The sequence below is a fragment of the Paenirhizobium cremeum genome (assembly GCF_022884085.1).
Taxonomy (GTDB): Bacteria; Pseudomonadota; Alphaproteobacteria; order Rhizobiales; family Rhizobiaceae; genus Allorhizobium; species Allorhizobium cremeum.
Genome location: NZ_JAGGCS010000012.1, coordinates 1 through 21,409, shown reverse-complemented (window position 1 = coordinate 21,409; position 21,409 = coordinate 1). Strand labels below are relative to the sequence as shown.

23 protein-coding genes and 1 tRNA gene are annotated in these 21,409 nt (G+C 61.8%); 8 read left to right on the top strand and 16 right to left on the bottom strand.

Annotation, left to right across the window (positions count from 1 at the left end; translation table 11 throughout):
- Positions 1 to 10: 10 nt before the first annotated feature.
- The 6 genes from J5N58_RS19390 to J5N58_RS19365 form a co-directional block, all read right to left on the bottom strand.
- Entirely contained in the window at positions 11 to 1,300 is a 1,290-nt protein-coding gene (locus J5N58_RS19390) for a CpaE/TadZ family protein (protein ID WP_112827513.1), read from the bottom strand.
- Positions 1,301 to 1,333: 33 nt separating this feature from the next.
- The gene (locus J5N58_RS19385; protein ID WP_112827817.1) at positions 1,334 to 2,014 is read right to left on the bottom strand and encodes a CpaD family pilus assembly protein; all 681 of its coding nucleotides are present in this window, start codon (positions 2,012 to 2,014) and stop codon (positions 1,334 to 1,336) included.
- Positions 2,015 to 2,076: 62 nt separating this feature from the next.
- Positions 2,077 to 3,663 (bottom strand): type II and III secretion system protein family protein, encoded by a 1,587-nt coding sequence (locus J5N58_RS19380; protein ID WP_280521526.1) that lies wholly within the window; start codon positions 3,661 to 3,663, stop codon positions 2,077 to 2,079.
- A complete protein-coding gene (cpaB, locus tag J5N58_RS19375) occupies positions 3,660 to 4,475 on the bottom strand; it encodes a Flp pilus assembly protein CpaB (protein WP_112827514.1) in 816 nt (271 codons plus the stop codon). Before cpaB ends, J5N58_RS19380 begins: the two co-directional genes overlap by 4 nt.
- Positions 4,476 to 4,599: 124 nt before the next feature.
- Positions 4,600 to 5,112 (bottom strand): A24 family peptidase, encoded by a 513-nt coding sequence (locus J5N58_RS19370; protein WP_113338535.1) that lies wholly within the window; start codon positions 5,110 to 5,112, stop codon positions 4,600 to 4,602.
- Between the two features lie 176 nt (positions 5,113 to 5,288).
- Positions 5,289 to 5,465, bottom strand: a complete 177-nt coding sequence (locus J5N58_RS19365; protein ID WP_113338534.1) for a Flp family type IVb pilin — start codon at positions 5,463 to 5,465, stop codon at positions 5,289 to 5,291.
- A gap of 552 nt (positions 5,466 to 6,017) precedes the next feature.
- On the opposite strand from J5N58_RS19365, the gene J5N58_RS19360 reads away from it, so the two are divergent.
- From J5N58_RS19360 to J5N58_RS19330, 7 genes are all read left to right on the top strand, one after another.
- Positions 6,018 to 6,440, top strand: coding sequence for a pilus assembly protein N-terminal domain-containing protein (locus J5N58_RS19360; RefSeq protein WP_244712389.1), 423 nt, complete (start codon positions 6,018 to 6,020; stop codon positions 6,438 to 6,440).
- A gap of 122 nt (positions 6,441 to 6,562) precedes the next feature.
- Positions 6,563 to 7,195 carry a TadE/TadG family type IV pilus assembly protein gene (locus J5N58_RS19355; protein WP_112827518.1) on the top strand — a complete coding sequence of 211 codons (633 nt, stop codon included), beginning with the start codon at positions 6,563 to 6,565 and terminating at the stop codon, positions 7,193 to 7,195.
- Positions 7,192 to 7,809 (top strand): TadE/TadG family type IV pilus assembly protein, encoded by a 618-nt coding sequence (locus J5N58_RS19350; RefSeq protein WP_342346010.1) that lies wholly within the window; start codon positions 7,192 to 7,194, stop codon positions 7,807 to 7,809. The genes J5N58_RS19355 and J5N58_RS19350 overlap by 4 nt, the downstream gene beginning before the upstream one ends.
- Before the next feature lie 145 nt (positions 7,810 to 7,954).
- Entirely contained in the window at positions 7,955 to 9,175 is a 1,221-nt protein-coding gene (locus tag J5N58_RS19345; RefSeq protein ID WP_244712549.1) for a phosphopentomutase, read from the top strand.
- Positions 9,172 to 10,158, top strand: a complete 987-nt coding sequence (locus tag J5N58_RS19340; protein WP_244712387.1) for an adenosine deaminase — start codon at positions 9,172 to 9,174, stop codon at positions 10,156 to 10,158. Before J5N58_RS19345 ends, J5N58_RS19340 begins: the two co-directional genes overlap by 4 nt.
- A gap of 89 nt (positions 10,159 to 10,247) precedes the next feature.
- Positions 10,248 to 10,877, top strand: coding sequence for a uracil phosphoribosyltransferase (upp, locus tag J5N58_RS19335; RefSeq protein WP_244712385.1), 630 nt, complete (start codon positions 10,248 to 10,250; stop codon positions 10,875 to 10,877).
- Positions 10,878 to 11,004: 127 nt separating this feature from the next.
- Positions 11,005 to 11,514 carry a TIGR02281 family clan AA aspartic protease gene (locus J5N58_RS19330; RefSeq protein ID WP_244712383.1) on the top strand — a complete coding sequence of 170 codons (510 nt, stop codon included), beginning with the start codon at positions 11,005 to 11,007 and terminating at the stop codon, positions 11,512 to 11,514.
- Positions 11,515 to 11,534: 20 nt separating this feature from the next.
- Here J5N58_RS19330 and deoA read toward each other — a convergent pair whose 3' ends face one another.
- The 10 genes from deoA to J5N58_RS19280 form a co-directional block, all read right to left on the bottom strand.
- The gene (gene deoA, locus J5N58_RS19325) at positions 11,535 to 12,845 is read right to left on the bottom strand and encodes a thymidine phosphorylase (RefSeq protein WP_244712380.1); all 1,311 of its coding nucleotides are present in this window, start codon (positions 12,843 to 12,845) and stop codon (positions 11,535 to 11,537) included.
- Between the two features lie 17 nt (positions 12,846 to 12,862).
- Positions 12,863 to 13,636, bottom strand: a complete 774-nt coding sequence (gene deoC / locus J5N58_RS19320; protein WP_113467111.1) for a deoxyribose-phosphate aldolase — start codon at positions 13,634 to 13,636, stop codon at positions 12,863 to 12,865.
- Entirely contained in the window at positions 13,623 to 14,438 is an 816-nt protein-coding gene (locus J5N58_RS19315) for a purine-nucleoside phosphorylase (RefSeq protein ID WP_112827525.1), read from the bottom strand. Before J5N58_RS19315 ends, deoC begins: the two co-directional genes overlap by 14 nt.
- The gene (locus J5N58_RS19310; protein ID WP_112827526.1) at positions 14,435 to 14,827 is read right to left on the bottom strand and encodes a cytidine deaminase; all 393 of its coding nucleotides are present in this window, start codon (positions 14,825 to 14,827) and stop codon (positions 14,435 to 14,437) included. Before J5N58_RS19310 ends, J5N58_RS19315 begins: the two co-directional genes overlap by 4 nt.
- Before the next feature lie 3 nt (positions 14,828 to 14,830).
- Entirely contained in the window at positions 14,831 to 15,802 is a 972-nt protein-coding gene (locus tag J5N58_RS19305; protein WP_113437302.1) for an ABC transporter permease, read from the bottom strand.
- 9 nt (positions 15,803 to 15,811) lie between these two features.
- Positions 15,812 to 16,915 carry an ABC transporter permease gene (locus J5N58_RS19300; RefSeq protein ID WP_112827528.1) on the bottom strand — a complete coding sequence of 368 codons (1,104 nt, stop codon included), beginning with the start codon at positions 16,913 to 16,915 and terminating at the stop codon, positions 15,812 to 15,814.
- A 7-nt stretch (positions 16,916 to 16,922) separates the two neighbouring features.
- On the bottom strand, positions 16,923 to 18,443 hold the full coding sequence (locus tag J5N58_RS19295; protein WP_112827529.1) for an ABC transporter ATP-binding protein: 1,521 nt from the start codon (positions 18,441 to 18,443) through the stop codon (positions 16,923 to 16,925).
- Positions 18,444 to 18,609: 166 nt separating this feature from the next.
- On the bottom strand, positions 18,610 to 19,602 hold the full coding sequence (locus tag J5N58_RS19290; protein ID WP_112827530.1) for a BMP family lipoprotein: 993 nt from the start codon (positions 19,600 to 19,602) through the stop codon (positions 18,610 to 18,612).
- 247 nt (positions 19,603 to 19,849) lie between these two features.
- The gene (msrA, locus tag J5N58_RS19285; RefSeq protein WP_244712378.1) at positions 19,850 to 20,509 is read right to left on the bottom strand and encodes a peptide-methionine (S)-S-oxide reductase MsrA; all 660 of its coding nucleotides are present in this window, start codon (positions 20,507 to 20,509) and stop codon (positions 19,850 to 19,852) included.
- An 80-nt stretch (positions 20,510 to 20,589) separates the two neighbouring features.
- Positions 20,590 to 20,907, bottom strand: coding sequence for a hypothetical protein (locus J5N58_RS19280; RefSeq protein WP_112827821.1), 318 nt, complete (start codon positions 20,905 to 20,907; stop codon positions 20,590 to 20,592).
- Between the two features lie 207 nt (positions 20,908 to 21,114).
- On the opposite strand from J5N58_RS19280, the gene J5N58_RS19275 reads away from it, so the two are divergent.
- Positions 21,115 to 21,204, top strand: a tRNA-Ser gene (locus J5N58_RS19275).
- Positions 21,205 to 21,409: the final 205 nt, after the last annotated feature.

The following is a 21,409-nucleotide window of genomic DNA, read 5'->3' as shown; positions in this document are numbered from 1 at the left end:
CGTCCTGCCGTTACTTCTTGCCGAGCAGGCTCAGCATCTTGCTGAGGCCCGCTTTCCTGGGCTTCTTGATCGTTGCTCTGCCCGTCACGAGATGGGCGATCTGCGAGAAGGTTTCCGAGGTCGGCGACTTCGCGTCGATTTCAAAGATCATCCGGCCGCTATTGGCGGCGTTGCCGAACAGGGCGGCATCGAAGGGGATGATCGCGACAGGTTCGATTTCCAGCGGCTCGAAGAAATCCTGCGGCGAGATTTCCGGACGCTTGGGCATGCCGACCTGATTGAGAACGAGATGCGGTGTTTTGTCGTTGGGCCTGATCTTCTTCAGGGCGTCCAGCATGTTCTTCGCATTGCGCAGGTTGGCGAGATCCGGGGTGCAGGTGATGACGATCTCGTCGACCTCGCCAAGGACGGTGCGGGTCCAGTCGGACCAGACATGCGGCACGTCTAGTACGGTCACCGGTGCGCTGCGTTGCAGGAGTTCCAGGATTGGCTGGAAGGCGCCTGGGTCGTAGTCGTAGGCGCGGTCGAGCAGCGAGGGAGCCGCCAGCAACGAAAGATGCTGCGAACATGTGGTCAGCAGGCGGTCGAGGAAGACTTCGTCCAGCCGCTCAGGCGAAAAGACCGCTTCCGCCATGCCCTGGGCAGGGTCCTGGTCGAAGTCGATATTGGCGGTCCCGAAGGGAAGGTCGAGATCGGCGAGAATGGTTTCCGTCGAAAACAGGCTCGAAATGCCGAATGCGCAGTTGTGCGCGATGGTCGACGAGCCGACGCCGCCCTTTGCGCCGATGAAGGCGATGCTGCGACCGAGCGGTTCGGCTTCGGGGTCGACGAAAATGGCGGCGACCGCCGTCATGACGTCGGCCATCGAAAGAGGCGCGACGATGTATTCGGAAATGCCGTTACGCATCAGTTCGCGATAGAGCGCGATGTCGTTCTGGCGTCCGATGATGATGACCCGCGTCGCGGGATCGCAGACTTCGGCGAGAGGCGAAAGTTCCGCCATCAGATTGGCGGCAGTGGCATCCGTTTCCAGAATAATCAGGTTGGGCGTCGGCGTCGAGGCGAACATGCTCGCCGCCGCCGCGATATTGCCGCTGGTGATCCTGAGGCTTGCCCGCGACATGCGCCGATCCTGGGCACATTGCTCCATGACGCGCCGCACCGCATCGGAGATGCAGAAGGCATGCACCGAAATGCGCGGCAGCGGGCGCACGCTGTCGAGATCGCCGGTCGCAGGCGTCTCGTCCGTCGGACGGCCGGCAATGCTCCCGGTGTCAATGTCGTAATCGATCGCACTCATGCTCTCTTCCTGACTTCGGACATCGCTGCCCTGCTAGTTCGTCGACGTGTCGCTGCCTTCGCGGTAGAGACCGATGACCGTGGACCTGCGGGTCGCGTCGATCGGTGCCGTTGCACGCGGCGTCACGAGATCCATCGGATTGGCCACCTGGGCGGCGAGGTTCGCCTGTGTCGCGCAGCCGAAATTATACCAGTTCTTGTTAGCATAGGTGTTGTTCTGCAAGTCCTCCGGCCATTGGCCGCACTGGTCGGTGACGGCGGTGACCGCGACATAGCTCAACCGAACCGGTGCGGCATCGCCCGTTGCCCCTGCCTGGTAGCTGGTTTCAACGATGCGGGGCGCCGGAACGCCGTTGCCGGCCAGCACTGAGCGGATCTCTTTCCGCATGTGGGCAGCCGCGACCGAGTTGGGCGAGCCCTGCGGCAGCAGGATCTGCAGATTGCCCTTGGATTTCGAAGCATAGTCACCGGCAAAACCCGCAATGGCATCGCGCGTCCCCGTCGTCAGGCTGCGGTCTCCCGATGCGATCGGAATATCGAGGGTATGCTCCACTTCCGTCAGCGTGATCGGGTGGCGGGTGCGGTAGTCGTCGGGGATCGCTCCCGTCGACATTCCGTCCTTGTTCATGCTGCCGCAGCTTGCGAGCATGGTTGCCGCACCAAGAACGAGCAAGGTGACTGCGAGACGTCCGCGGCGGGATTTATGTTCGGCCATGGCGGTCCGGCTTTCTGTTCCTGCGAGCTGTGTCGTTGGCGTCGTCATGTCGGCCTCCGGGCTCATTTGTAGATAAATCCGACGGCGCCGTGGTACTGGCCCGCGGTACCGGCCTGACGGCGGCCATAGACCTTGTTCACCTTGTTCAGGAAGAAGGTGGCGCCGTCGTTTTCCGGGTTGAAGTTGTCATCGGGGCGGGCGAGCTGGTTGCGCGCCACCGGTCGCACGAGATAGGGCGTGGCGATGATAACGAGCTCGGTCTCGTTGCGCTGGAAGTCCTTGCTTCGAAACAGCGTGCCGAGGATCGGGATCTTGGCAAGGCCGGGCAGGCCGGTCATCGCCTGGCGGATATTGTCCTGCACCAGACCGGCGATTACGATCGAGCCGCCCGAAGGCAGTTCGACGGTGGTCGATGCCTCGCGCTTGCGGATCGAGAGATAGGTGGAACCGGGGATGCCACTCTGGGTATTGCCGGTGACATCGGAACCTTCCCAGGTGGGTTCGGAGACGTTGGTCTCGATGGCGAGGCTGATACGGCCGGGAGCGAGAACCACGGGACGGAAGTTGAGTTCGATCCCGTATTCGACCGTTTCGGTGGTGCGCGAAAGCGTCGTCTCTCCGGTTTCGGAATCGGTGTCGACTTCCTGCTCTGCGGCCATCCTGTATTCGCCACCCACGTAGAACTTCGCCTGCTCGCCGGAGATCGCCGTCAGGCTGGGCTCGGCGAGCGTGCGCATGACGCCGGCCTGCTCCATGGCGTTGATATAGGTGCTGAGGCCGAAGCCCGAACTGCCGAGCGTTGCGGTGATCTTGCCCACGCCTGTCGGATCGATGGCGTTGCCGAGATTGGCCGGATTGGCATAGCCGATACCGCTTGTGCCATCCGAGATGGAGCCGCTGAAACCGAGCTGCTTCAGCACTGATCGGCTGACTTCCGCGACCGTGACCTTGAGCGAAACCTGGTCTTCGCCCTCGATTGTCAGAAGATTGACGATCTGGGAAACCTGGCGGTCTTCGGCAAAGATCGCAACCGCCGCATCGCCGCTTTCGCTTGAGGCCGTCGCCGTCTCGTTTCGGGTGGTTGCCTCGCCGCCCTTCAGGAAGGCGGTGGCAAGGCTCTCGGCCCGTGACGCATCCTGGGGTGTGCGCACCGTTCCGGTCAGCACGATATTGTCCGAAACGATCTCGACCTTGATGTCGGACTCGGGAATGAAACGCCGAAGGTTGTTCTCCAGCCCTGCAATATCGCGCTCAATCTCGACATCGATGCTCACGACTTCCTCTCCGTTCGCGCCGAAGATGAAGATGTTCGTCTGGCCGACCGCCTTGCCGAAGAGATAGATACGCCGCGAAGTGCGGGTAACGGCATCCGCCATCGAGGGATCTGCAACCAGAATATCGTGCGCATCCTGCGGCAGGTCGATCACCAGCGCCTTGTTGAGGCCGAGCTTGACGGTGCGCCGGGCGCCGGGACCCGTTTCGTTGATGCGGATGACGCTCTGGGCTGCCGCTTCCGCCACAGGCACATCGAATATGTGGGGGGCGAAATTGCCGGGCACGCCCGAAAGCGCCGCCGAGAATGCCAGTCCTGCGGCCAGCGAAGCGCGGATTTTCCGTTTCAAGTTCAGCACGGCGGCATCCTCGATCATTGTGTTTGGCCTTCAGACGCCCCGGCTTTCACTACTTCACCGGATTTGATGACTTGAATGGAGGGAGCGCCCGACCCGCCGCTCAACAGGTAGTCTGCGGCCGAGGTGTCCTCCTCCTGTGCATCGGCAACCGAACGGAGCGCCAGAGACAGCCGATCGGCCATCTGCTGCGCAACGGTAATCACCCTGGCCTGGTCGGGCGTCAGTTCGAGCGTCGCGGTTGTACCGATCACGGATTTGCTCCCGTCTTCCTTCTCCTCGACCTGCTGGTCGATGGCCAGCACGCGGATGTTCGAAAGGACGGTTTCTGTCAGGTAGTTGTTCTCGGTCCCCTTGCGGACCATGATGATGTCGACGCGGTCGTTGGGCAGGATGAAGCCGCCGGCGCCGGTCGCGACGGAAATCTCGGTTGCGACGGCCCGCTTTCCGGAAGGCAGCAGCGAAGACATGATGCGTGTCGATGAATCGACGATCTTTTCGCGCCTGAGCGGTTCTCCTTCGAACATCGGCAGGCGCACAACGACGCCCGAAAGCTCGGTGATCGCATCCGGCCGGTCGGTTCTGGTGATGAAACCCGGAACGATGCTGCTTTCGGGCCAGGTCATCCAGCGCATCGACTTGTCGTTCAGGCGCGCGCCGACCGGCAGGTTCTCGGCGGAGACGAGGACATCGACCGTCGGCTCCTTTTTAACCTCGCCGCTCACCTGCTGCATCACGACCTGTTTCGTGCCGCCGAGGCGCATGGCGAGGAGCCCTGCCATTCCGGCCGCCACGACGGCGACTGTGAGGATGATGATGCGCGCGGGTTTCATGATCTTTCCTTGAGCAGCACAAAGCACTGTGCCCCGCAGAATGATCAGCAATTGGTGTAATTATGGTTAATAAGACACTTACGGGCTTGGTTAACGATAACTTTCCGCCGCCGGATGCCGGCGTCTAGCGGATCTGTTCCAGCGCTGCGAGCACGAGCGGCGATTGGGGAAACGTGACGAGCCCGCCGACGCCGATGGCAATCGCATAGGGAATTTTCTTCGCGGTCAGGATCGAATGCGGGACCCGGAGGCCGAGCGCCATGACGGTATTGGCGCGGGCACGCACCAGCAGGATCAGGATCGTCAGCAGACCGCCGCCATAGGCCACATAGATCAGGAAATGGAGAAGGGACGGGGTGAAGCCGTACCATACGGCCGCCGCCGTCAGGAGCTTCGCATCGCCGCCGCCCATGACGTTGAGGGCGAAAAGGCCGAAGACAACGGCGAATACGGTGATGCCGGCAGCGATATGCCAGCCGAAATCGCCAAGGCCGAGACCGGAAAAAGGCGCAAGCAGGAGGAAGGAGGCAAGAAGGATCGCCGGAATGCGGTTCGGGACCGTCATCTCGAACAGGTCGGTGAAGGCCGCGACCACGAGGCACAGCGGGAAAATCACGAAAACCGCAGCTTCATACATGGCTGTTTTCCTCGAATTTCAACCGCATTATCGTATTGTCAAAGACTTACAAAATCGCAAATCCGTAGACGTTTGGAAACGCGGCATCGAGACCGGCAAATATCTAAGAGCCGCCTCTCGCTTGAGGCGGCCCTTAGGTCTCTTCCACAGACAGTAAGGATCTGCTGTCGCGCAGTTTACTTCGAGGTGTAATCCAGTTCCTTGGAGATCTGGGTGAACTGGTTGTCGAGGGCGTTGCCGAGCGTCGAGGCGCCGGTGATGAGGGCGACGGAGATGAGGGCTGCGATCAGGCCGTATTCGATAGCGGTGGCGCCGGACTCATCCTTCAGGAAACGTGCGAAAATCTTGGTCATGGTACTCTCCTACTCCACAATAGTTGTTCAGCACTGCCGGCAACTGTTTGCCGTTGCTCGGATGAAAGGAAATTACACACCCGCCCATTGCCATCGACTTAAGAAATACGGTTACCAACCTCTAAAAGCTAAAATGACGACAGCTTGGTAAATGCATGCGAAGGACGACCACGCATATTTTATCGATTTTCCCGCCAGTAGGGGTAAAGCTGTTTTAAATCAGCTTGTTGGCTGATCACGATCGACCCCGGTCCTGTCGCTGAAGCCTCGATCTTTGTCAGCCCACCCGGCGGCTAACCGGGCATGGCGTGGTTGAGCGTGACCGGTTTTGGGAATAATGCCTGCCAATCCGCCGCATCGGACCCATTTTTGACAAAACAGAAGTTCTGCGGGCGGCGCTTCTGGCACGCATTCCCTCGGTTTCGCGGACCGGCCGGCTCCCGCGCCCGCATATCCCTGACTGAAGTGTGCCTGCCTTAACCGTCCGTTCACCAATCCGCATCATCCTGCCTTCTGGATCCATGTATTGAATGCTTCGGAAGGCTGGCACGCATGTTGTTTCGCAGCGGTTTCAAACCACTTGCCGTCGCTTGCACACTTGCATGCGCGCTCGCAGCACCGCTTTCCGCATCGGCGGAAGACGACGATGCGGGCCTGCTGCGCGTCTATATGAACAATGCGCGCGTCCTGAAACTGGATCGGCCGGTCAGCAAGGTGATCGTCGGCAACTCCGATGTCGCCGACGCCACGGTCGCCGACGCCAAGACCATTGTCCTGACCGGCAGGGCTTTCGGCACGACCAATCTCGTTCTTCTGGATGCTGACGGGAACGCGATCATCGACGAGCGTATCCTTGTCTCGATTGACGAGGGCAATACGGTGCGTGTCTTCAAGGCGACCAGCCGCACCGTACTGTCCTGTACGCCCAACTGCGAGGAACATGCCGCAACCGGCTCCAGCTCGGGTTCGAAGTAAGCCGGCGAAGGAGCCTTTTCTTCGGCAGGCGCCCCGGATCGGGAAAAACGTAAAGAAACCGGAAACGGAATTTCAACACTTCGCCCCTAGTGTCCTGGCGAACCCGCATTCGGTCACAGGCGATGAGCGCATTCGAACATCAGGGCAGTGTCAAACGTCGCAGCTGGCGACCGCGCTTCTCGTTGTGGCGTAGGCTGAGGCGCTCCAAGGACGGAGCGGCGGCGATCGAGTTCGCCATCCTCGCCGTCCCGTATTTCATCATCATTTTCGCGATCCTCGAAACCTTTGCCGCCTATATCGCCGAACAGTTGGTGACGAACGCCGTGAACACCATGGCGCGCGAACTGAGGACGGGCAACATCACCTATAAGCTCGGACGTTCGACGGACATGAACACGGCGGAAGCGTTCCGTGCGGCATTCTGCGACGAAATCTCCATCATGATCGCCTGTTCGGCGAGTGAGATTTCGACGCCGCAAAAACTGTATCTGGATGTGGAAACGCTTTCGAGTTTTGCAGCTATTGCGGACAAGGTGGGCATTCCCCGTATCGGCGGCGACTACTCCGATCTCGATACCTCTGCCTTCCATTATTCGCCCGGCGGGCCGGACACGATCAATCTGCTGCGCGCCTATTACCGCTGGGATATCACGTTCGATCTCATCCGATCGATCACCCATATCCGGCCCGACAGCCAGACGCAGCAGTTTCTCATTATCGCCACCACCGCGTTTCGCAACGAGGACTACCCGTGAGGCGCTTCGATATCGATCGTATTCAGGCAGGTTCGGATGCGACCGGCGTTCGTCGCGGTGCTGCGGCATTGTTGCGGCGCTTCATGTCCGACCGACGGGGTATCGGCGGGGTCGAATTCGCCCTGCTGGCCCCCATGCTGATCGTGCTCTATCTGTGCGCCTTCGAGTTGATGATGGGGCTGAGCGTGTCGAAAAAGGTGACGATGGCGGCGAGCACTGTCGCGGATCTGGTCACGCGCGCGGATACATCGGTCAAGAAGAGCGATCTTGCCGGAATGGTGGATGTGACGGACGCCATTTTCGTTCCCTATGCCGTCAACGATCTTTCTCTCAAAATTTCGGGAGTCAAGATCGACAGCAACAAGCAGGCGACGATAGCGTGGTCCTGGTCGAACACCGGCGCTGCTCCCTATGCCGTCGGCTCATCCGTATCGGTGCCCTCGGATATGTTGATCGCCGATACCTTTCTCGTTCACTCGGAACTCAGTGTCGGCCACGAGTTGCTGATGTATCTTCCGGGACTCACAGGCCATGAACTGAAGGATATCACCATCCGGCGGGAGTTCTATTTCCGTCAGCGTGTCGGCAACGGCATCACGTGCAGCGATTGCTAGCATCTGCCGCCGGGGGGATCGGCACTGCATCGTTGATATCTCCCCCAGGTTTGCCAAGTCTTCGACATGGCGCTAAACATCGGCTCGTATAGACGCAGGAGAGACATCGGCCATGACGGCCACGATCCTGCGCTTCGGGTGGATCATGGCACGTGCATTTCTCTTCGTTCTCGATTCCTTCGGCATAGGCGGCGCGCCGGATGCGGTCCGCTATGGCGACGAGGGCGCCGATACGCTCGGTCACATCGCCGAATTCTGCGCCGCCGGCATCGGCGACCGCAAAGGATTGCGTTCGGGACCGCTGTCGCTACCCAACATGTCGGCGCTCGGCCTCGTCGAGATTGCGCGGCTGGCGTCCGGTCGCTTTCCGGCGGGCATGCCGGTTCCAGAGCGCGTTTTCGGGCTGCATGGCGCCGCCAGCGAAGTGTCTCACGGCAAGGATACGCCCTCCGGGCATTGGGAGATCGCCGGAACGCCCGTCATGTTCGACTGGGGCTATTTCCCCGCCGAAGGCGATGCTTTTTCTCCCGAATTGGTCGAGGCGATCTGTCGCGAGGCGAACCTTGCCGGCATTCTCGGCAATTGCCATGCATCCGGCACGGAGATCATCGCGAAACTCGGCGAGGAGCATATCCGGACCGGCAAGCCGATCTGCTACACCTCTTCGGATTCCGTTTTCCAGATCGCGGCGCACGAGGTTCATTTCGGCCTGGAACGCCTGCTTTCTCTCTGCGAGATCGTTCGCAAGCTCGTCGATCCCCTGAATATCGGCCGGGTCATCGCCAGACCGTTTGTTGGAGAGACGCCGGCCACCTTCCAGCGGACGGGAAATCGGCGCGATTATTCCGTGCTGCCGCCGGAGCCGACGCTGCTCGACAGGCTGGTCGAGGCCGGCCGCCATGTGCATGCCGTCGGCAAGATCGGCGATATCTTCGCCCATCAGGGCGTTTCGCGTGTTCTAAAAGGCAACGGCAACATGGCGCTGATGGATGTCACCCTTCAGGCCATGGACGAGGCGGAGGACGGCGATCTCGTCTTCACCAACTTCGTCGATTTCGACATGCTTTACGGCCATCGCCGCGATGTGCCGGGCTATGCCGCGGCCCTCGAAGCCTTCGACCTGCGCCTCCCCGAGGTTCATCGCAAGCTCCGGCCCGGCGACATGGTGCTTCTGACCGCCGATCACGGCTGCGACCCCACCTGGCGGGGCACCGACCACACCCGCGAGCGCGTGCCGATCATGGCCTTCGGCCCCGGCATCAAGTCGCGCGCCGTCGGCATCCGCAATACCTACGCCGATATCGGCGAAACGATCGCGGCCCATCTCGGCATTCCCGCCGGGCCGCGTGGACGGAGTTTTCTTTGACATCCCAACTCAGGAAAGCCGAACTGCACTGTCACGTCGAAGGTGCGGCCCCGCCGGCTTTGACGCTCGCCCAGGCCGAGAAATACGGCATCGATTTCTCCGCCTTTGTGCGTGACGGAGCTTATGTGTGGAAGGATTTCACCAGCTTCATCGAATGCTACGATTTCGTGGCCTCCGTCTTCCGCACGGCGGAGGATTATGCCGCCCTCGCCGAGGCCTATCTCGGCGAACTCGCCGCCGCGAACACGATCTATAGCGAACTGTTCGTTTCGCCTGACCATGGCGAGGCCGTGGGACTTTCTCCCAGTGACTATATCGGCGGTCTGGCGGCAGGTATTATGGCGGCCAGGGAAAAGACCGGCATCGAATGCCGCATGATTATCGTCGGCGAGCGCCATCTGGGGCCGGAAAGTGTGCTGCGCCGGGCCGAATGGGCGGCAGAATTCGAGCACCCGCTCGTCACCGGCTTCAACATGGCGGGCGAGGAACGCTTGCACCGTTTTTCAGATTACGCGCGCGCTTTTGACATCGTGCGCGAAGCGGGCCTCGGCATCACCATCCACGCCGGCGAGCTGTGCGGCGCCTTTTCCGTTGCCGATGCGCTGGATCTGGTGCGGCCGAGCCGCATCGGCCATGGCGTGCGGGCGATCGAGGACCCCGATCTCGTCAGGCGGCTCGCCGATCTCGGCACCGTGCTCGAGGTCTGCCCCGGCTCGAACATCGCGCTGAAAGTCTTTCCCGATTTTGAAAGCCATCCCTTGCGCCGTTTCGTTGAGGCGGGTGTCAGGGTGACGCTGAACTCCGACGACCCGCCTTTCTTCCACACCTCGCTGGCGCAGGAATACGAGACCGCGTCGAAGGTTTTCGGCTTCTCGGATGCGGAGATAAACGCCATGACGCGCACCGCGATCGAGGCGGCCTTTGTCGATGAGACGACCCGAAAGATGCTGCTGGCGAAGTTGCAGGCTGCGGATTGGGGATGAGCGCACAAATTTGCGGCCTGCTCTTGCGGGCCGCCGCGCGAATGTGGAAGAACAATTTCATCCGCGAAAAATAGAAGAAGGCTATCCCCATGCACGGCGTCACAGTCATCGATCATCCGCTCGTACAGCACAAGCTCACGATCATGCGCCGCAAGGAGACCTCCACGTCGAGCTTCCGCCGGCTTCTCAGGGAAATCTCGACGCTTCTCTGCTACGAGGTCACCCGTGATCTCGAACTCACCATGGAGACGATCGAAACCCCGCTCGCCGAGATGCAGTCGCCGGTTCTGGAGGGCAAGAAGCTGGTGTTCGCGTCCATCCTTCGCGCCGGAAACGGCCTTCTCGAGGGTATGCTGGAATTGGTGCCGGCCGCCCGTGTTTCGCATATCGGGGTCTACCGTGACCATGACACGCTTCAGCCGGTCGAATATTACTTCAAGGCGCCCGATGCGCTCGACGAGCGCCTCGTCATCGTCGTCGATCCGATGCTTGCCACCGGCAATTCCTCGATTGCCGCAATCGACAAGCTGAAGGAGCGGGGTGCTAAGAACATCCGCTTCCTCTGCCTGCTTGCCGCGCCCGAAGGCATCAAGCATTTCTGTGAGGCTCATCCCGACGTGCCGGTTTTCACCGCCGCCATCGACAGCCATCTGAACGAGAAGGGTTATATCGTGCCCGGTCTCGGCGATGCCGGCGACCGCATGTACGGCACGAAATGAAGTCTTAACCACCACGACATGAAAGCGGCCCGCAAATGCCCTTTGCGGGCCGTTTTCCGTTTGGGTTAGCGGCTTTTCAGGGGGTGTCGTGCTACGCAGGCGTTCTTCGTCATCCCGGGGATTGCCCATGTTGGTGCGCACGCTTGTCTTCGTTTCCGTGGCCGTCGTTCTTGCTACGCAGGTGCCGCGCTTTATCCAGAGCGAAGGCAGGATCGCACCGGCCGCGCCGGCAGTCGAGGCTGCGCCGACGCCGGTCGGTCTTCCGGGCGGTGTGGCGCTGCTGAAAGCGGACGGACGCGGTCACTATGCCGGCAGTTTCAAACTCAACGGCAAGCCCGTCGAGTGCCTCATCGATACGGGCGCCTCGCTGGTTGCGATCAATGAAACCACGGCTCGGCGGCTCGGCATCAGCATTGCCGGTCTCGATTTCAAGTATCCGATTTCGACCGCCAACGGCCGCACGGACGCCGCGCTCGTCACGCTTCAGCGGGTTGAGATCGGCACGGTCAGGGTCGATAAGGTCGAGGCTTTCGTATTTCGGGACAAGGCGCTATCGACCACGCTCATCGGCATGAGTTTCCTCAAGCGTCTCGACGCCTATGCGGTCGAAGGCGATACCATGCGTCTCACCCGCTGAGGCGGAGGCAGTCTGCCGCCTCAGGCGATCCGCTTGCCGATCGTCGCCGAAAGAACGGGCGCGGCGGCCCCGATCGTATAGGCCATCGAAACCATTTCGGCCGCGCGGCTGCCGCTTGCCTCGTCATTGGCATGCACCAAGGCAATGACATCGCCTTTCGAGACGGCCGTTCCGAGCGGCAGGAAGCCGGTGAGCCCCACCTTGTGGTCGATTGCATCGCTCGGACGCTGCCGTCCGCCGCCGAGCGCCACGACACAGAGGCCGAGGCCGCGCGTGTCGCAGGCCGAAAGCCAGCCGTCAGTAGCGGCCAGGACCGGGATCTGCACCGGAGCCTTCGGCAGGTATCTCTCGGCATGCTCCATGAAGTCGAGAGGACCGCCGAGCGCATGGACCATCCGTCCGAAATAGTCCGCCGCTCTTCCGGAGGAAAGTGCATCCCGGCAGCGTGAGAGGGCGGCGTCGATGTCCGCCACGATGCCGGCATTGACCAGCATTTCCGCCGAAAGCGCCAGCGTCACCTCTTCAAGCCGCGTGCCGCTCTTTTGCCCTTTCAGGAAATCGACGGCATTCTGCACCTCGACCGCATTGCCGGCGCAGTCGGCGAGCGGCTGGTTCATGTCGGTGAGCAGCGCGGTGGTCTTCACGCCCGCGCCATTGGCCACCGTCACCAGCGAGCGCGCCAGTGCCTCGGCGTCCTGAGCATTGCTCATGAAAGCGCCGTTGCCGGTCTTGACGTCGAGCACCAAGCTCTCCAGTCCCGCAGCGAGCTTCTTGGAAAGGATCGAGGCGGTAATCAGCGGGATGGATTCCACCGTCGCGGTCACGTCGCGGATCGCATAGAGGCGCTTGTCGGCGGGAGCGAGGTCACCCGTCTGGCCGATGATCGCGCAACCTGCATCGTCCACCGTCCGGCGGAAGATCTCCGGCGAGGGCATGACGTCATAGCCCGGAATGGACTGCAGTTTGTCCAGCGTGCCGCCCGTGTGGCCGAGCCCCCGGCCGGAAATCATCGGCACCGCCAGTCCGCAGGCCGCAACGATGGGTGCCAGCATCAGCGAAACATTGTCGCCCACGCCGCCGGTCGAATGCTTGTCGGCGATCGGCTTGCCGACGCCCTGCCAGGAAAGCACTTCACCGGAATCGCGCATGGCAAGCGTCAGCGCCACGATCTCTTCCGGCGTCATGCCGCGGAAGAAAACGGCCATGGCGAAGGCCGCGACTTGGCCCTCCGAGATCGTTTCCTTGCTCAGCCCCTCGATGAAGCCGGCGATCTCGGCGGCTGTCAGTGTGCCGCCGTCGCGTTTCTTGCGGATGATTTCCTGTGGCAGCATGTCTGACGGTCAGGGTTTCAGTAATCGGAATTGTCGGTGACCGCGCGCCCGCCGCCAAGCACGGACAGAATGTCGTCGAGCAGGCCGGACGCGCCGAAGCGGAAGGTCGACGGTATCGCCCAGTCCTCGCCCATGATCGTGTCTGCAAGCCGAAGATAGAGGGCAGCGTCCGCCACGGTGGAGATACCGCCCGCCGGCTTGAAGCCCACCTTCTTGCGGCTGTCGCGGATCGCCTGCAGCATGGTGTCGGCCGCTTCCAGCGTGGCGTTGACGGAGACCTTGCCGGTTGAGGTCTTGATGAAATCCGCGCCCGCTTCGATCGCCAGTTCCGAGGCGCGTCGAACCAGGGCCATGTCCTTGATTTCGCCTGTCTCCAGAATCGTTTTGAGCGTGATGGCCGGACCGCAGGCGGCCTTCACGCCGGCGACCATGTCGCTGACGGCCTGTTCGTCGCCGGAAAGCAGCGCGCGATAGGGGACGACCACGTCGATCTCGTCAGCCCCGTCGGCAATCGCGTCGCGGGTTTCGGCAACCACGTCCTCGACCTTCATCTCCCCGGAAGGAAAGTTAACGACCGTCGCGATCCGGACAGGTGTTTCCGCCCCGAACAGCGCGCGCGCCTGGGGCACGAAGCGCGGCCATATGCAGATCGCTGCCGTATGGCCGTAAGGCGTCAGCGCCCGTTCGCACAGCGCCTCGATGGCCGCCGGCGTGCAGTCGTCCTTGAGATTGGTCAGGTCGAGCAGCGACAAGGCACGGGCGGCTGTCGCCCGCAGTTCATGCGTGTCCATGGGTCGTCCCTCCGCCGGCAATCATCCTTTTGAGGATGGCGGCAAGTCGTTTTCCGCCGATGGGAGCCATGTCCTTGGTCTCTTCGTGACTGAGTTCAGCACCCGTCATGCCGGCTCCGTAATTGGTAATAACCGATGCGGCGGCGACGCGCAGCCCAAAAAAGCGCGCAAGGATCACTTCCGGAACGGTCGACATGCCGACCGCGTCGGCGCCGAGAATGCGCGCCATGCGGATCTCGGCCGGCGTTTCGAAGCTTGGGCCGGAGAACCACATGTAGACACCGGAGGAAAGCGGAATGCCTTCTTCTTCCGCCGCGCGGCGCATTGCGGCGGAAAGTTCCGCGTCATAGGCCGCCGTCATGCCGACGAAGCGCCTGTCGCTGTCCTGGCCGATCAGCGGGTTGTGGCCGGAGAAATTGATGTGGTCCGAGATCAGCATCACCGAGCCCGGAGGCATGTCCTCGCGCAGCGATCCGGCCGAATTGGTGAGGATCAGCGACTGCACGCCGAGCCCCATCAGCACCTGGATCGGCAGGCGCATCGCATTCGGGTCGCCGTGTTCGTAGTAATGGATGCGGCCGGCGAGCATGATGACCGGCACATTGCCGAGCAGGCCAGCCACCACGGCACCGGCATGGCCCGATACGCCGCTCACCGGAAAGCCCGGCAGCTCGGTATAGGGAATGCGGATCGGGTTGCGGATTTCATCGACGAGCGAGCCGAGACCCGAGCCGAGAACGATGCCATGACGCGGCACCAGCCCGTTCAGCCGGTCGACGAGAAGATCGATCACCGCCTTCATCCGAGGATGTCCGTCTCGAAGCTGAAGGGCAGGAGTTCTGCCATGGTCATGGTTTTCTGCACGCCGACTTCGTCGCACAGATAGATCTTCGTGCCGGCATCCGCGAATTCGGAGATCTTCTGCCGGCATCCGCCGCAGGGAGGGCAAAGCGCCAGCTTCTCGGCGATCACGGCCATTTCGACGATCTTCCTGCCCCCGCCCATGACCATGCAGCCAATGGCCGTCGGTTCGGCGCACCAGCCCTGCGGGAAGGAAAGATTCTCGATATTGGCGCCGGTATAGACCTTGCCGTCATCGGCGCGGATGGCCGCGCCGACAGGGAACTTGGAATAGGGCACATGGGCGAACTTCATCGCGCCGCGTGCGGCTTCGAAGAGATCGTGCGACATGGTTCAGCGCTCCTTCACATAGGGTACGCCGCCGGCTTTCGGCGGGTTTGCCGCGCCGATGAAGCCGGCGAGCAGGATGCAGGTCAGAATGTAGGGCAGTGCCTGGAAGATCTGGACAGGCACTTCGCCGATCAGCGGCACGGACTTGCCCTGCATGAAATTCGCGAGCGCATCGAGGAAGCCGAAGAGCAGGCAGGCGAGCAGCACCGGCACCGGCTTCCACTTGGCAAAGATCAGCGCGGCGAGCGCGATATAGCCCTTGCCGGCCGACATGTCCTTGATGAAGGCCGCCGACTGGGCGATTGCCAGATAGGTGCCCGAGAAGCCGCAGAGAAAGCCCGCGACCAGCACGGCCCGGTAGCGCAGCCATGTCACCGAGATGCCGGCGGTATCGACTGCGCCGGGGTTTTCGCCGACCGCGCGAAGTCTGAGGCCAAAGCGCGTACGGTAAAGCACCCACCACGAAAGCGGCACCGCCAGGAAGGCAAGATAGGTGAGCAGGTTGTTGCCGGAGATCACGTTGGCATAAAGCGGGCCGATCACCGGCACGTCGCGCATCGCCTCCGCCCCCGGCAGCGTGATCGGCGAGAAGCGTGCGCTGCCCGCGAGCTGCGGCGTGCGGCCGCCCTGGCCGAACCAGGCCTGTCCCAGAACGACGGTGAGGCCGGCCGCCACGAAGTTGATCGCGACGCCCGAGACGATCTGGTTGCCGCGATTGGTGATCGATGCAAAGCCGTGCACCAGCGAGAAGGCGAGTGAAACGCCGATACCCGACGCAAGGCCGATCCACGGCGATCCCGTCATGTAGGCTGCCGATGCCGCTGCGAAGGCTGCTGCCAGCATCTTGCCTTCGAGCCCGATGTCGAAGATGCCGGAGCGTTCGGAAAAGAGGCCTGCAAGGGCGGTAAAGATCAGCGGGATCGACAGGCGGATGGTCGATCCCAGAATGCTGATGAGGATATCGAAGAAATCCATCGTCTTGCCTCAACCTCTCACGAATTGCTGGTAGATGCGCACGATCGCCGGACGGAACATGTATTCCAGCGCGCCGGCAAACAGGATGACGAGACCCTGGATCACGACGATCATGTCACGGGTGATGTTCGGCATGTCGAAGGAAAGCTCGGCGCCGCCCTGGTAGAGCACCCCGAAGAGGATGGCCGCGAGCAGGATGCCGAGAGGGTGGCTGCGTCCCATCAGCGAAACCGCGATGCCGACGAAGCCGGCCCCGCCGACGAACTCGACCTGCAGGCGGGCGGAGGCGCCGAGCACCGGATTGAGCGCCATCATTCCGGCAAGCCCGCCTGATATCAGCATGGTGACCATGACGATCTTCACATAGGGAATGCCGGCGTAAGCCGCTCCCGGGCGGGAAAGCCCGAGCGTGCGCATCTCGTAGCCGAGCTTGGTGCGCCAGATCAGCACCCAGACGACGACGCACATGAAGAGCGCGATCAGGAAGGAAACATTGAAGGGGGCCGGACCGAGCTTCAGCCCGAACAGCGCCATCAGCCAGTCGAGCTTCGGCAACTGGCCGCCCGGCAGGAAGGTGCGGGTTTCCGGAGCCATCTTGCCCGGCACGATCAGCACGTTGACGAGCAGGTAGACCATCAGCGCCGCGCCGATGAAATTGAACATGATGGTGGTGATGACGATATGGCTGCCGCGTTTGGCCTGCAGCCATGCGGGGATCAGCGCCCATGCCGCGCCGAAGGCGGCGGCACCCAGAACCGCGAAGGGCATCGTCACGTACCACGGCACGTAATGGTCGAGCGCCAGCGCCACGAGTGCCGCGCCGAGACCGCCGACATAGGCCTGGCCTTCCGAGCCGATGTTGAACAGCCCCGCATGATAGGCGACGGCGACGGAGAGGCCGGTGAAGATGAAGTTGGTCGCATAATAGAGCGTGAAGCCGATGCCCTCGCCGCGCCCGAGTGCGCCGGCGAGCATGAGCTTCAGCGCCTCATAGGGATTTTCGCCGATGATCCAGACGACGAGGCCGGACACCAGAAACGCCAGGATGAGGTTGAGCAACGGCAGAAGCGCGTAGTTGATCCAGTTGGGAAGGGGTACGGAAGCGGTACTCATCAAAACCTCATGCGGCAATGCCGGCCATCATCAGGCCGAGTGTCTGTTCGCCGGTTTCCGGGCTCTTCTCGCCGACGATCTTGCCGGCGAACATCACCAGGATACGGTCGGAGAGCGAACGGATCTCGTCGAGTTCGACGGACACCAGAAGCACGGCCTTGCCGGCGTCGCGGGTCTCCACGATCCGGCGATGGATGAATTCGATGGCGCCGATATCGACGCCGCGGGTCGGCTGGCCGACGATAAGAAGTTTCGGGTCGCGCTCGATTTCGCGAGCGACGACGATCTTCTGCTGGTTGCCGCCGGAGAAGTTGGCGGTCTTGAGCCGTGGGTTCGGCGGCCGGATGTCGTATTTCTCGATCTCTTCGACGGCCGCCTTGCGGATGAGGTCGGGATCGAGGAACGGGCCTTTGCCGTAGCGCTGATCGCGGTGGTAGCCGAGAATGGCATTCTGGCTTTCCTCGAACGGCAGGATAAGGCCCATGTGATGCCGGTCTTCCGGGATATGGGCTAGACCGATGGAGCGCAGCTTCGCCGGATCATAGCCGGCGACCGGTTCGCCGCAAATGAAGATCTCGCCCGATGTCGGCTTGCGGATGCCGGTAATGGCTTCCAGCAGTTCGCTCTGGCCGTTGCCCGCCACGCCCGCTATGCCGACGATCTCGCCGGCCCGAACGTCGAAGGAGACGTTGTCGACCATGGTGACGCCGCGGCTGTCCTTGACGGTGAGGTTGCGCACCGAAAGATAGACGTCTCCCGGCTTGGCGCTGCCCTTTTCGACATGCAGCAGCACCCGTCGCCCGACCATCAGTTCGGCGAGTTCCTCCACCGTCGTCTCCGCCGTCTTGCGGGTTGCCACGATCTCGCCGCGGCGCATCACCGACACCGTGTCGGTGATCGCCATGATCTCCCGCAGCTTGTGGGTAATCAGGATCACGGTCTTGCCCTGGTCGCGCAGCACGCGCAGGATCTTGAACAGATGATCGGCCTCGGCCGGCGTCAGAACCCCGGTGGGTTCGTCGAGGATAAGGATCTCGGCGCCGCGATACATGGCTTTCAGGATTTCGACGCGCTGCTGCAGCCCGACCGGCAGTTCCTCGATGACTGCGTCCGGGTCGACCTCGAGCTCGTAATCGTCCTCGAGCTTCTTCAGCGCCGCGCGCGCCTTGTCCGTGCCCTTGCCGAGCAGGGCGCCGCCTTCGGCGCCGAGCATCAGGTTTTCAAGCACGGTGAAATTTTCGACCAGCATGAAGTGCTGGTGCACCATGCCGATGCCGGCGGCGATCGCCGACTGGCTGTCGCGAATCGCAACTGGCTTGCCGTCGATGTGTATGCTGCCGCTGTCGGCATGATAAAAGCCGTAAAGGATCGACATCAGCGTCGATTTTCCGGCTCCATTCTCGCCGATGATGCCGTGGATCGAACCCTTGGCCACGGTCAGGTTGATGTTCTTGTTGGCATGCACGGCGCCGAATTTCTTGTCGATGCCGATCAGCTCGATCGCCGGTGCCCGGTTCGTTTCGCTCATTCCAATCCCCCGGAGCGTTGCCCGCAAGCCTGCGGTGAACGCCCTCTTTTATGGATTTTTGAAGCAGCCCGCCCGTTTGATCGTCCCGCTTCCGGCGCGGACAGGATGCTCAAGACATGGAAAGGGCGCAAGACGGCCGATCATGCCGTCTTGCGCCCGTATCAGATCACTTCGGGCAGGAATTGTCCGACATGTAGTCATGGACCTTGATCGTGCCGGCAATGATGTCGGCCTTGGCCTTTTCGACCGCTGCCTTCATGTCGTCGGTAATCAGCTTGGCGTTGTTCTCGTCGAGGGCATAGGCAACACCGTCTTCCTTGACGCCGAGCGCTTGGACGCCGGCGGTGAACTTGTCGCCCTTGGCATCGGCATAGGCGTTGTACACGGCGAGGTCGACGCGCTTGACCATCGAGGTCAGAACCGAACCCGGATGCAGGTGGTTCTGGTTCGAATCGACGCCGATCGAAAGCTTGCCGTTGTCGGCGGCGGTCTGCAGCACGCCGAGGCCGGTGGCGCCGGCTGCCGCATAGATGACGTCCGCGCCCTGGTCGATCTGGTTCTTGGTGAGTTCACCCCCGCGAACCGGGTCGTTCCATGCCGCACCGGTGGTGCCGGTCATGTTCTGGAAGACCTGGATGTCGGCCTTGGCGGCGCGTGCGCCCTGCTCGTAGCCGCATTCGAACTTGCGGATCAGCGGGATGTCCATACCGCCGACGAAGCCGACCTTGCCGGTCTTCGAGGCGAGGCCAGCCAGGACGCCGACGAGATAGGAGCCTTCCTCTTCCTTGTAGACGACCGAGCGGACGTTCGGCAGATCGACGACGCTGTCGACGAGGACGAACTTGGTGTCAGGGAATTCGGCTGCGACCTTTTCGATCGCCGAGGTCCAGGCAAAGGAGACGGCAACGACCGGATTGTAGCCCTTGGATGCGAAGTTGCGGATCGCCTGTTCACCCTGGGTATCGCCGGTCGGCTCGAAATCGCGATACTCGATGCCGGTTTCCGCCTTGAACTTCTCTGCGCCGGCATAGGCCGCCTCGTTGAAGGACTTGTCGAATTTGCCGCCTGTGCCGTAGACGAGCGCCGGCTTGATGTCCGCGGCAAGCGCCGTGGCCGACATGGCGGTCAAGGCAAAGAGGCTCAAAAGGGTTTTTTTCATTGTGCAGCCCTGTTGTTGCTATTGATCTTGTTGGGTCCTCCCGCAAGCCCTTTGGAAGGCATGTCTGCGGAACCACCGACCCCCTCATCAAGGGCCTGGCTGCGCGCATCCTTGCATGGCTCATGGAAAAATTCACCAGATTTTTTTCATCCGGTAAAGGAATAGTGGAACCGCAGGATTTCCGGCGACGATTGCCGAAAATCCTGTCAGATCAATGAGCTTTCTGCCCTTGTCTTGGGCAGGGCGCTTATGCCGCGGGCGCGATTGGGCAGGAGACGCCGGTGCCGCGAAGACCGCAATAACCATCCGGATTTTTCGCCAGATATTGCTGGTGATAGTCCTCGGCATAATAGAAGGGACCGGCCGCCGCGATCTCGGTCGTCACCGTCATCTTCCGGCCGGACGCGATCAGCGCCTCCTGGAAGGCGTCGCGCATGCGGATCGCGGTGTCTATGTCGTCAGGGCTCTCGGCATAGATGGCCGAGCGGTAGGTCGTGCCGATGTCGTTGCCCTGACGCATGCCTTGCGTCGGGTCGTGCGCCTCGAAGAAGATCTTCAGCAGGGCTTCGAGTGTCACCTGTCCCGGGTCGTAGACGACCTTGACCACTTCGGTATGGCCCGTGAGCCCTGTGCAGGTTTCCTGATAGGTCGGGTTCGGGGTGATCCCGCCCTGATAGCCGGCGGCAGTCACCCAGACGCCGGGCGTGTTCCAGAGCAGGCGTTCAGCCCCCCAGAAGCAGCCCATGCCGAGATAGACCGTCTTCAGGCCCTCAGGATAAGGTCCCTTGAGCGGCCTGCCTGAGACGAAATGGGTCTCCGCGGTCGGGATCGGCTGGTCGCGGCCGGGCAGGGCCGTGTCCGGGGTGGGCATGGTGGTCTTCTTGTTGAACATGTCGATCAGGAACATTCTTGCCTCTCTCTGGCCGGTGAAGCGGCTTCTGGCTTTTCATGTCGCATATATAGGTACGGCGCACCGCCGCCGACAGGTCAGGCCGCAAAACGGCCGGCGGGCGAAGGCTTCCGGTAACCGATCATCCACAGCAGCAATGCCAGGAGCAGAAGCACGGCAAAAGCCGGTTGCGGCAGCAGCCAGGCCGAAATGATCTGCCAGACGGGCTTGCCTGCATAGGCTTCCACCAGGGACTGCGCGCCGACCAGAGTTGCAGGGCTAGTCTCCGCCCAGGTCGTGGCGAGCGGAGTGACGGCGACCTGCGAGATCGAGACAGACTCGATCGAATCGATCGTCGCCACGATCACTGCGAGGCAGAGGCAGAGGAAACTCAGGGCACGAAATACAAAGCGCAGCATTTCCATCTCCAGCTTTTGCCGAGAGGGACGGCGAAACGCACAGCACCCGCAGCCAGGCCCCCTTCCTGTCCGCGAAGAGCTAATAGATAGGTATTTGCGCGGACAAGTCAAAAATCTGTCAGATTTGGGTTGATCCGCGGAAATTCATCGGTATATATCGCGCCCGACCGGCTGCACTGCCCGATAGAGGCAGAGAGCTGTTAAGGACAGGTGGCCGAGTGGTTGAAGGCGCACGCCTGGAACGCGTGTATACGTGAAAGCGTATCGAGGGTTCGAATCCCTCTCTGTCCGCCATTTTATCTTCCAACATATTGATTTAACGTTGTTAAGCCGCTTGATGCGCGTGGTGCCCCACAAAACCACCCACATTACTTTTGGCTTTGCGTTGGCGGGTTGCCTTTGAGCGCAGCTTTGCGTTAACGCAGCCTATCGCCTATGGTTTCGGCAACGACCATATTGGGGCCGCAGAACGAACCCGCTGCGCGGGAGGGCGCCTGCG

Bases quoted from the DNA above. Each gene is read 5' to 3' on its own strand.
- J5N58_RS19390 (WP_112827513.1), bottom strand. From the start codon at position 1,300: ATGAGTGCGATCGATTACGACATTGACACCGGGAGCATTGCCGGCCGT.
- J5N58_RS19385 (WP_112827817.1), bottom strand. From the start codon at position 2,014: ATGGCCGAACATAAATCCCGCCGCGGACGTCTCGCAGTCACCTTGCTC.
- J5N58_RS19380 (WP_280521526.1), bottom strand. From the start codon at position 3,663: ATGATCGAGGATGCCGCCGTGCTGAACTTGAAACGGAAAATCCGCGCT.
- cpaB (WP_112827514.1), bottom strand. From the start codon at position 4,475: ATGAAACCCGCGCGCATCATCATCCTCACAGTCGCCGTCGTGGCGGCC.
- J5N58_RS19370 (WP_113338535.1), bottom strand. From the start codon at position 5,112: ATGTATGAAGCTGCGGTTTTCGTGATTTTCCCGCTGTGCCTCGTGGTC.
- J5N58_RS19365 (WP_113338534.1), bottom strand. From the start codon at position 5,465: ATGACCAAGATTTTCGCACGTTTCCTGAAGGATGAGTCCGGCGCCACC.
- J5N58_RS19360 (WP_244712389.1), top strand. From the start codon at position 6,018: ATGTTGTTTCGCAGCGGTTTCAAACCACTTGCCGTCGCTTGCACACTT.
- J5N58_RS19355 (WP_112827518.1), top strand. From the start codon at position 6,563: ATGAGCGCATTCGAACATCAGGGCAGTGTCAAACGTCGCAGCTGGCGA.
- J5N58_RS19345 (WP_244712549.1), top strand. From the start codon at position 7,955: ATGGCACGTGCATTTCTCTTCGTTCTCGATTCCTTCGGCATAGGCGGC.
- upp (WP_244712385.1), top strand. From the start codon at position 10,248: ATGCACGGCGTCACAGTCATCGATCATCCGCTCGTACAGCACAAGCTC.
- J5N58_RS19330 (WP_244712383.1), top strand. From the start codon at position 11,005: ATGTTGGTGCGCACGCTTGTCTTCGTTTCCGTGGCCGTCGTTCTTGCT.
- deoA (WP_244712380.1), bottom strand. From the start codon at position 12,845: ATGCTGCCACAGGAAATCATCCGCAAGAAACGCGACGGCGGCACACTG.
- deoC (WP_113467111.1), bottom strand. From the start codon at position 13,636: ATGGACACGCATGAACTGCGGGCGACAGCCGCCCGTGCCTTGTCGCTG.
- J5N58_RS19315 (WP_112827525.1), bottom strand. From the start codon at position 14,438: ATGAAGGCGGTGATCGATCTTCTCGTCGACCGGCTGAACGGGCTGGTG.
- J5N58_RS19310 (WP_112827526.1), bottom strand. From the start codon at position 14,827: ATGTCGCACGATCTCTTCGAAGCCGCACGCGGCGCGATGAAGTTCGCC.
- J5N58_RS19305 (WP_113437302.1), bottom strand. From the start codon at position 15,802: ATGGATTTCTTCGATATCCTCATCAGCATTCTGGGATCGACCATCCGC.
- J5N58_RS19300 (WP_112827528.1), bottom strand. From the start codon at position 16,915: ATGAGTACCGCTTCCGTACCCCTTCCCAACTGGATCAACTACGCGCTT.
- J5N58_RS19295 (WP_112827529.1), bottom strand. From the start codon at position 18,443: ATGAGCGAAACGAACCGGGCACCGGCGATCGAGCTGATCGGCATCGAC.
- J5N58_RS19290 (WP_112827530.1), bottom strand. From the start codon at position 19,602: ATGAAAAAAACCCTTTTGAGCCTCTTTGCCTTGACCGCCATGTCGGCC.
- msrA (WP_244712378.1), bottom strand. From the start codon at position 20,509: ATGTTCCTGATCGACATGTTCAACAAGAAGACCACCATGCCCACCCCG.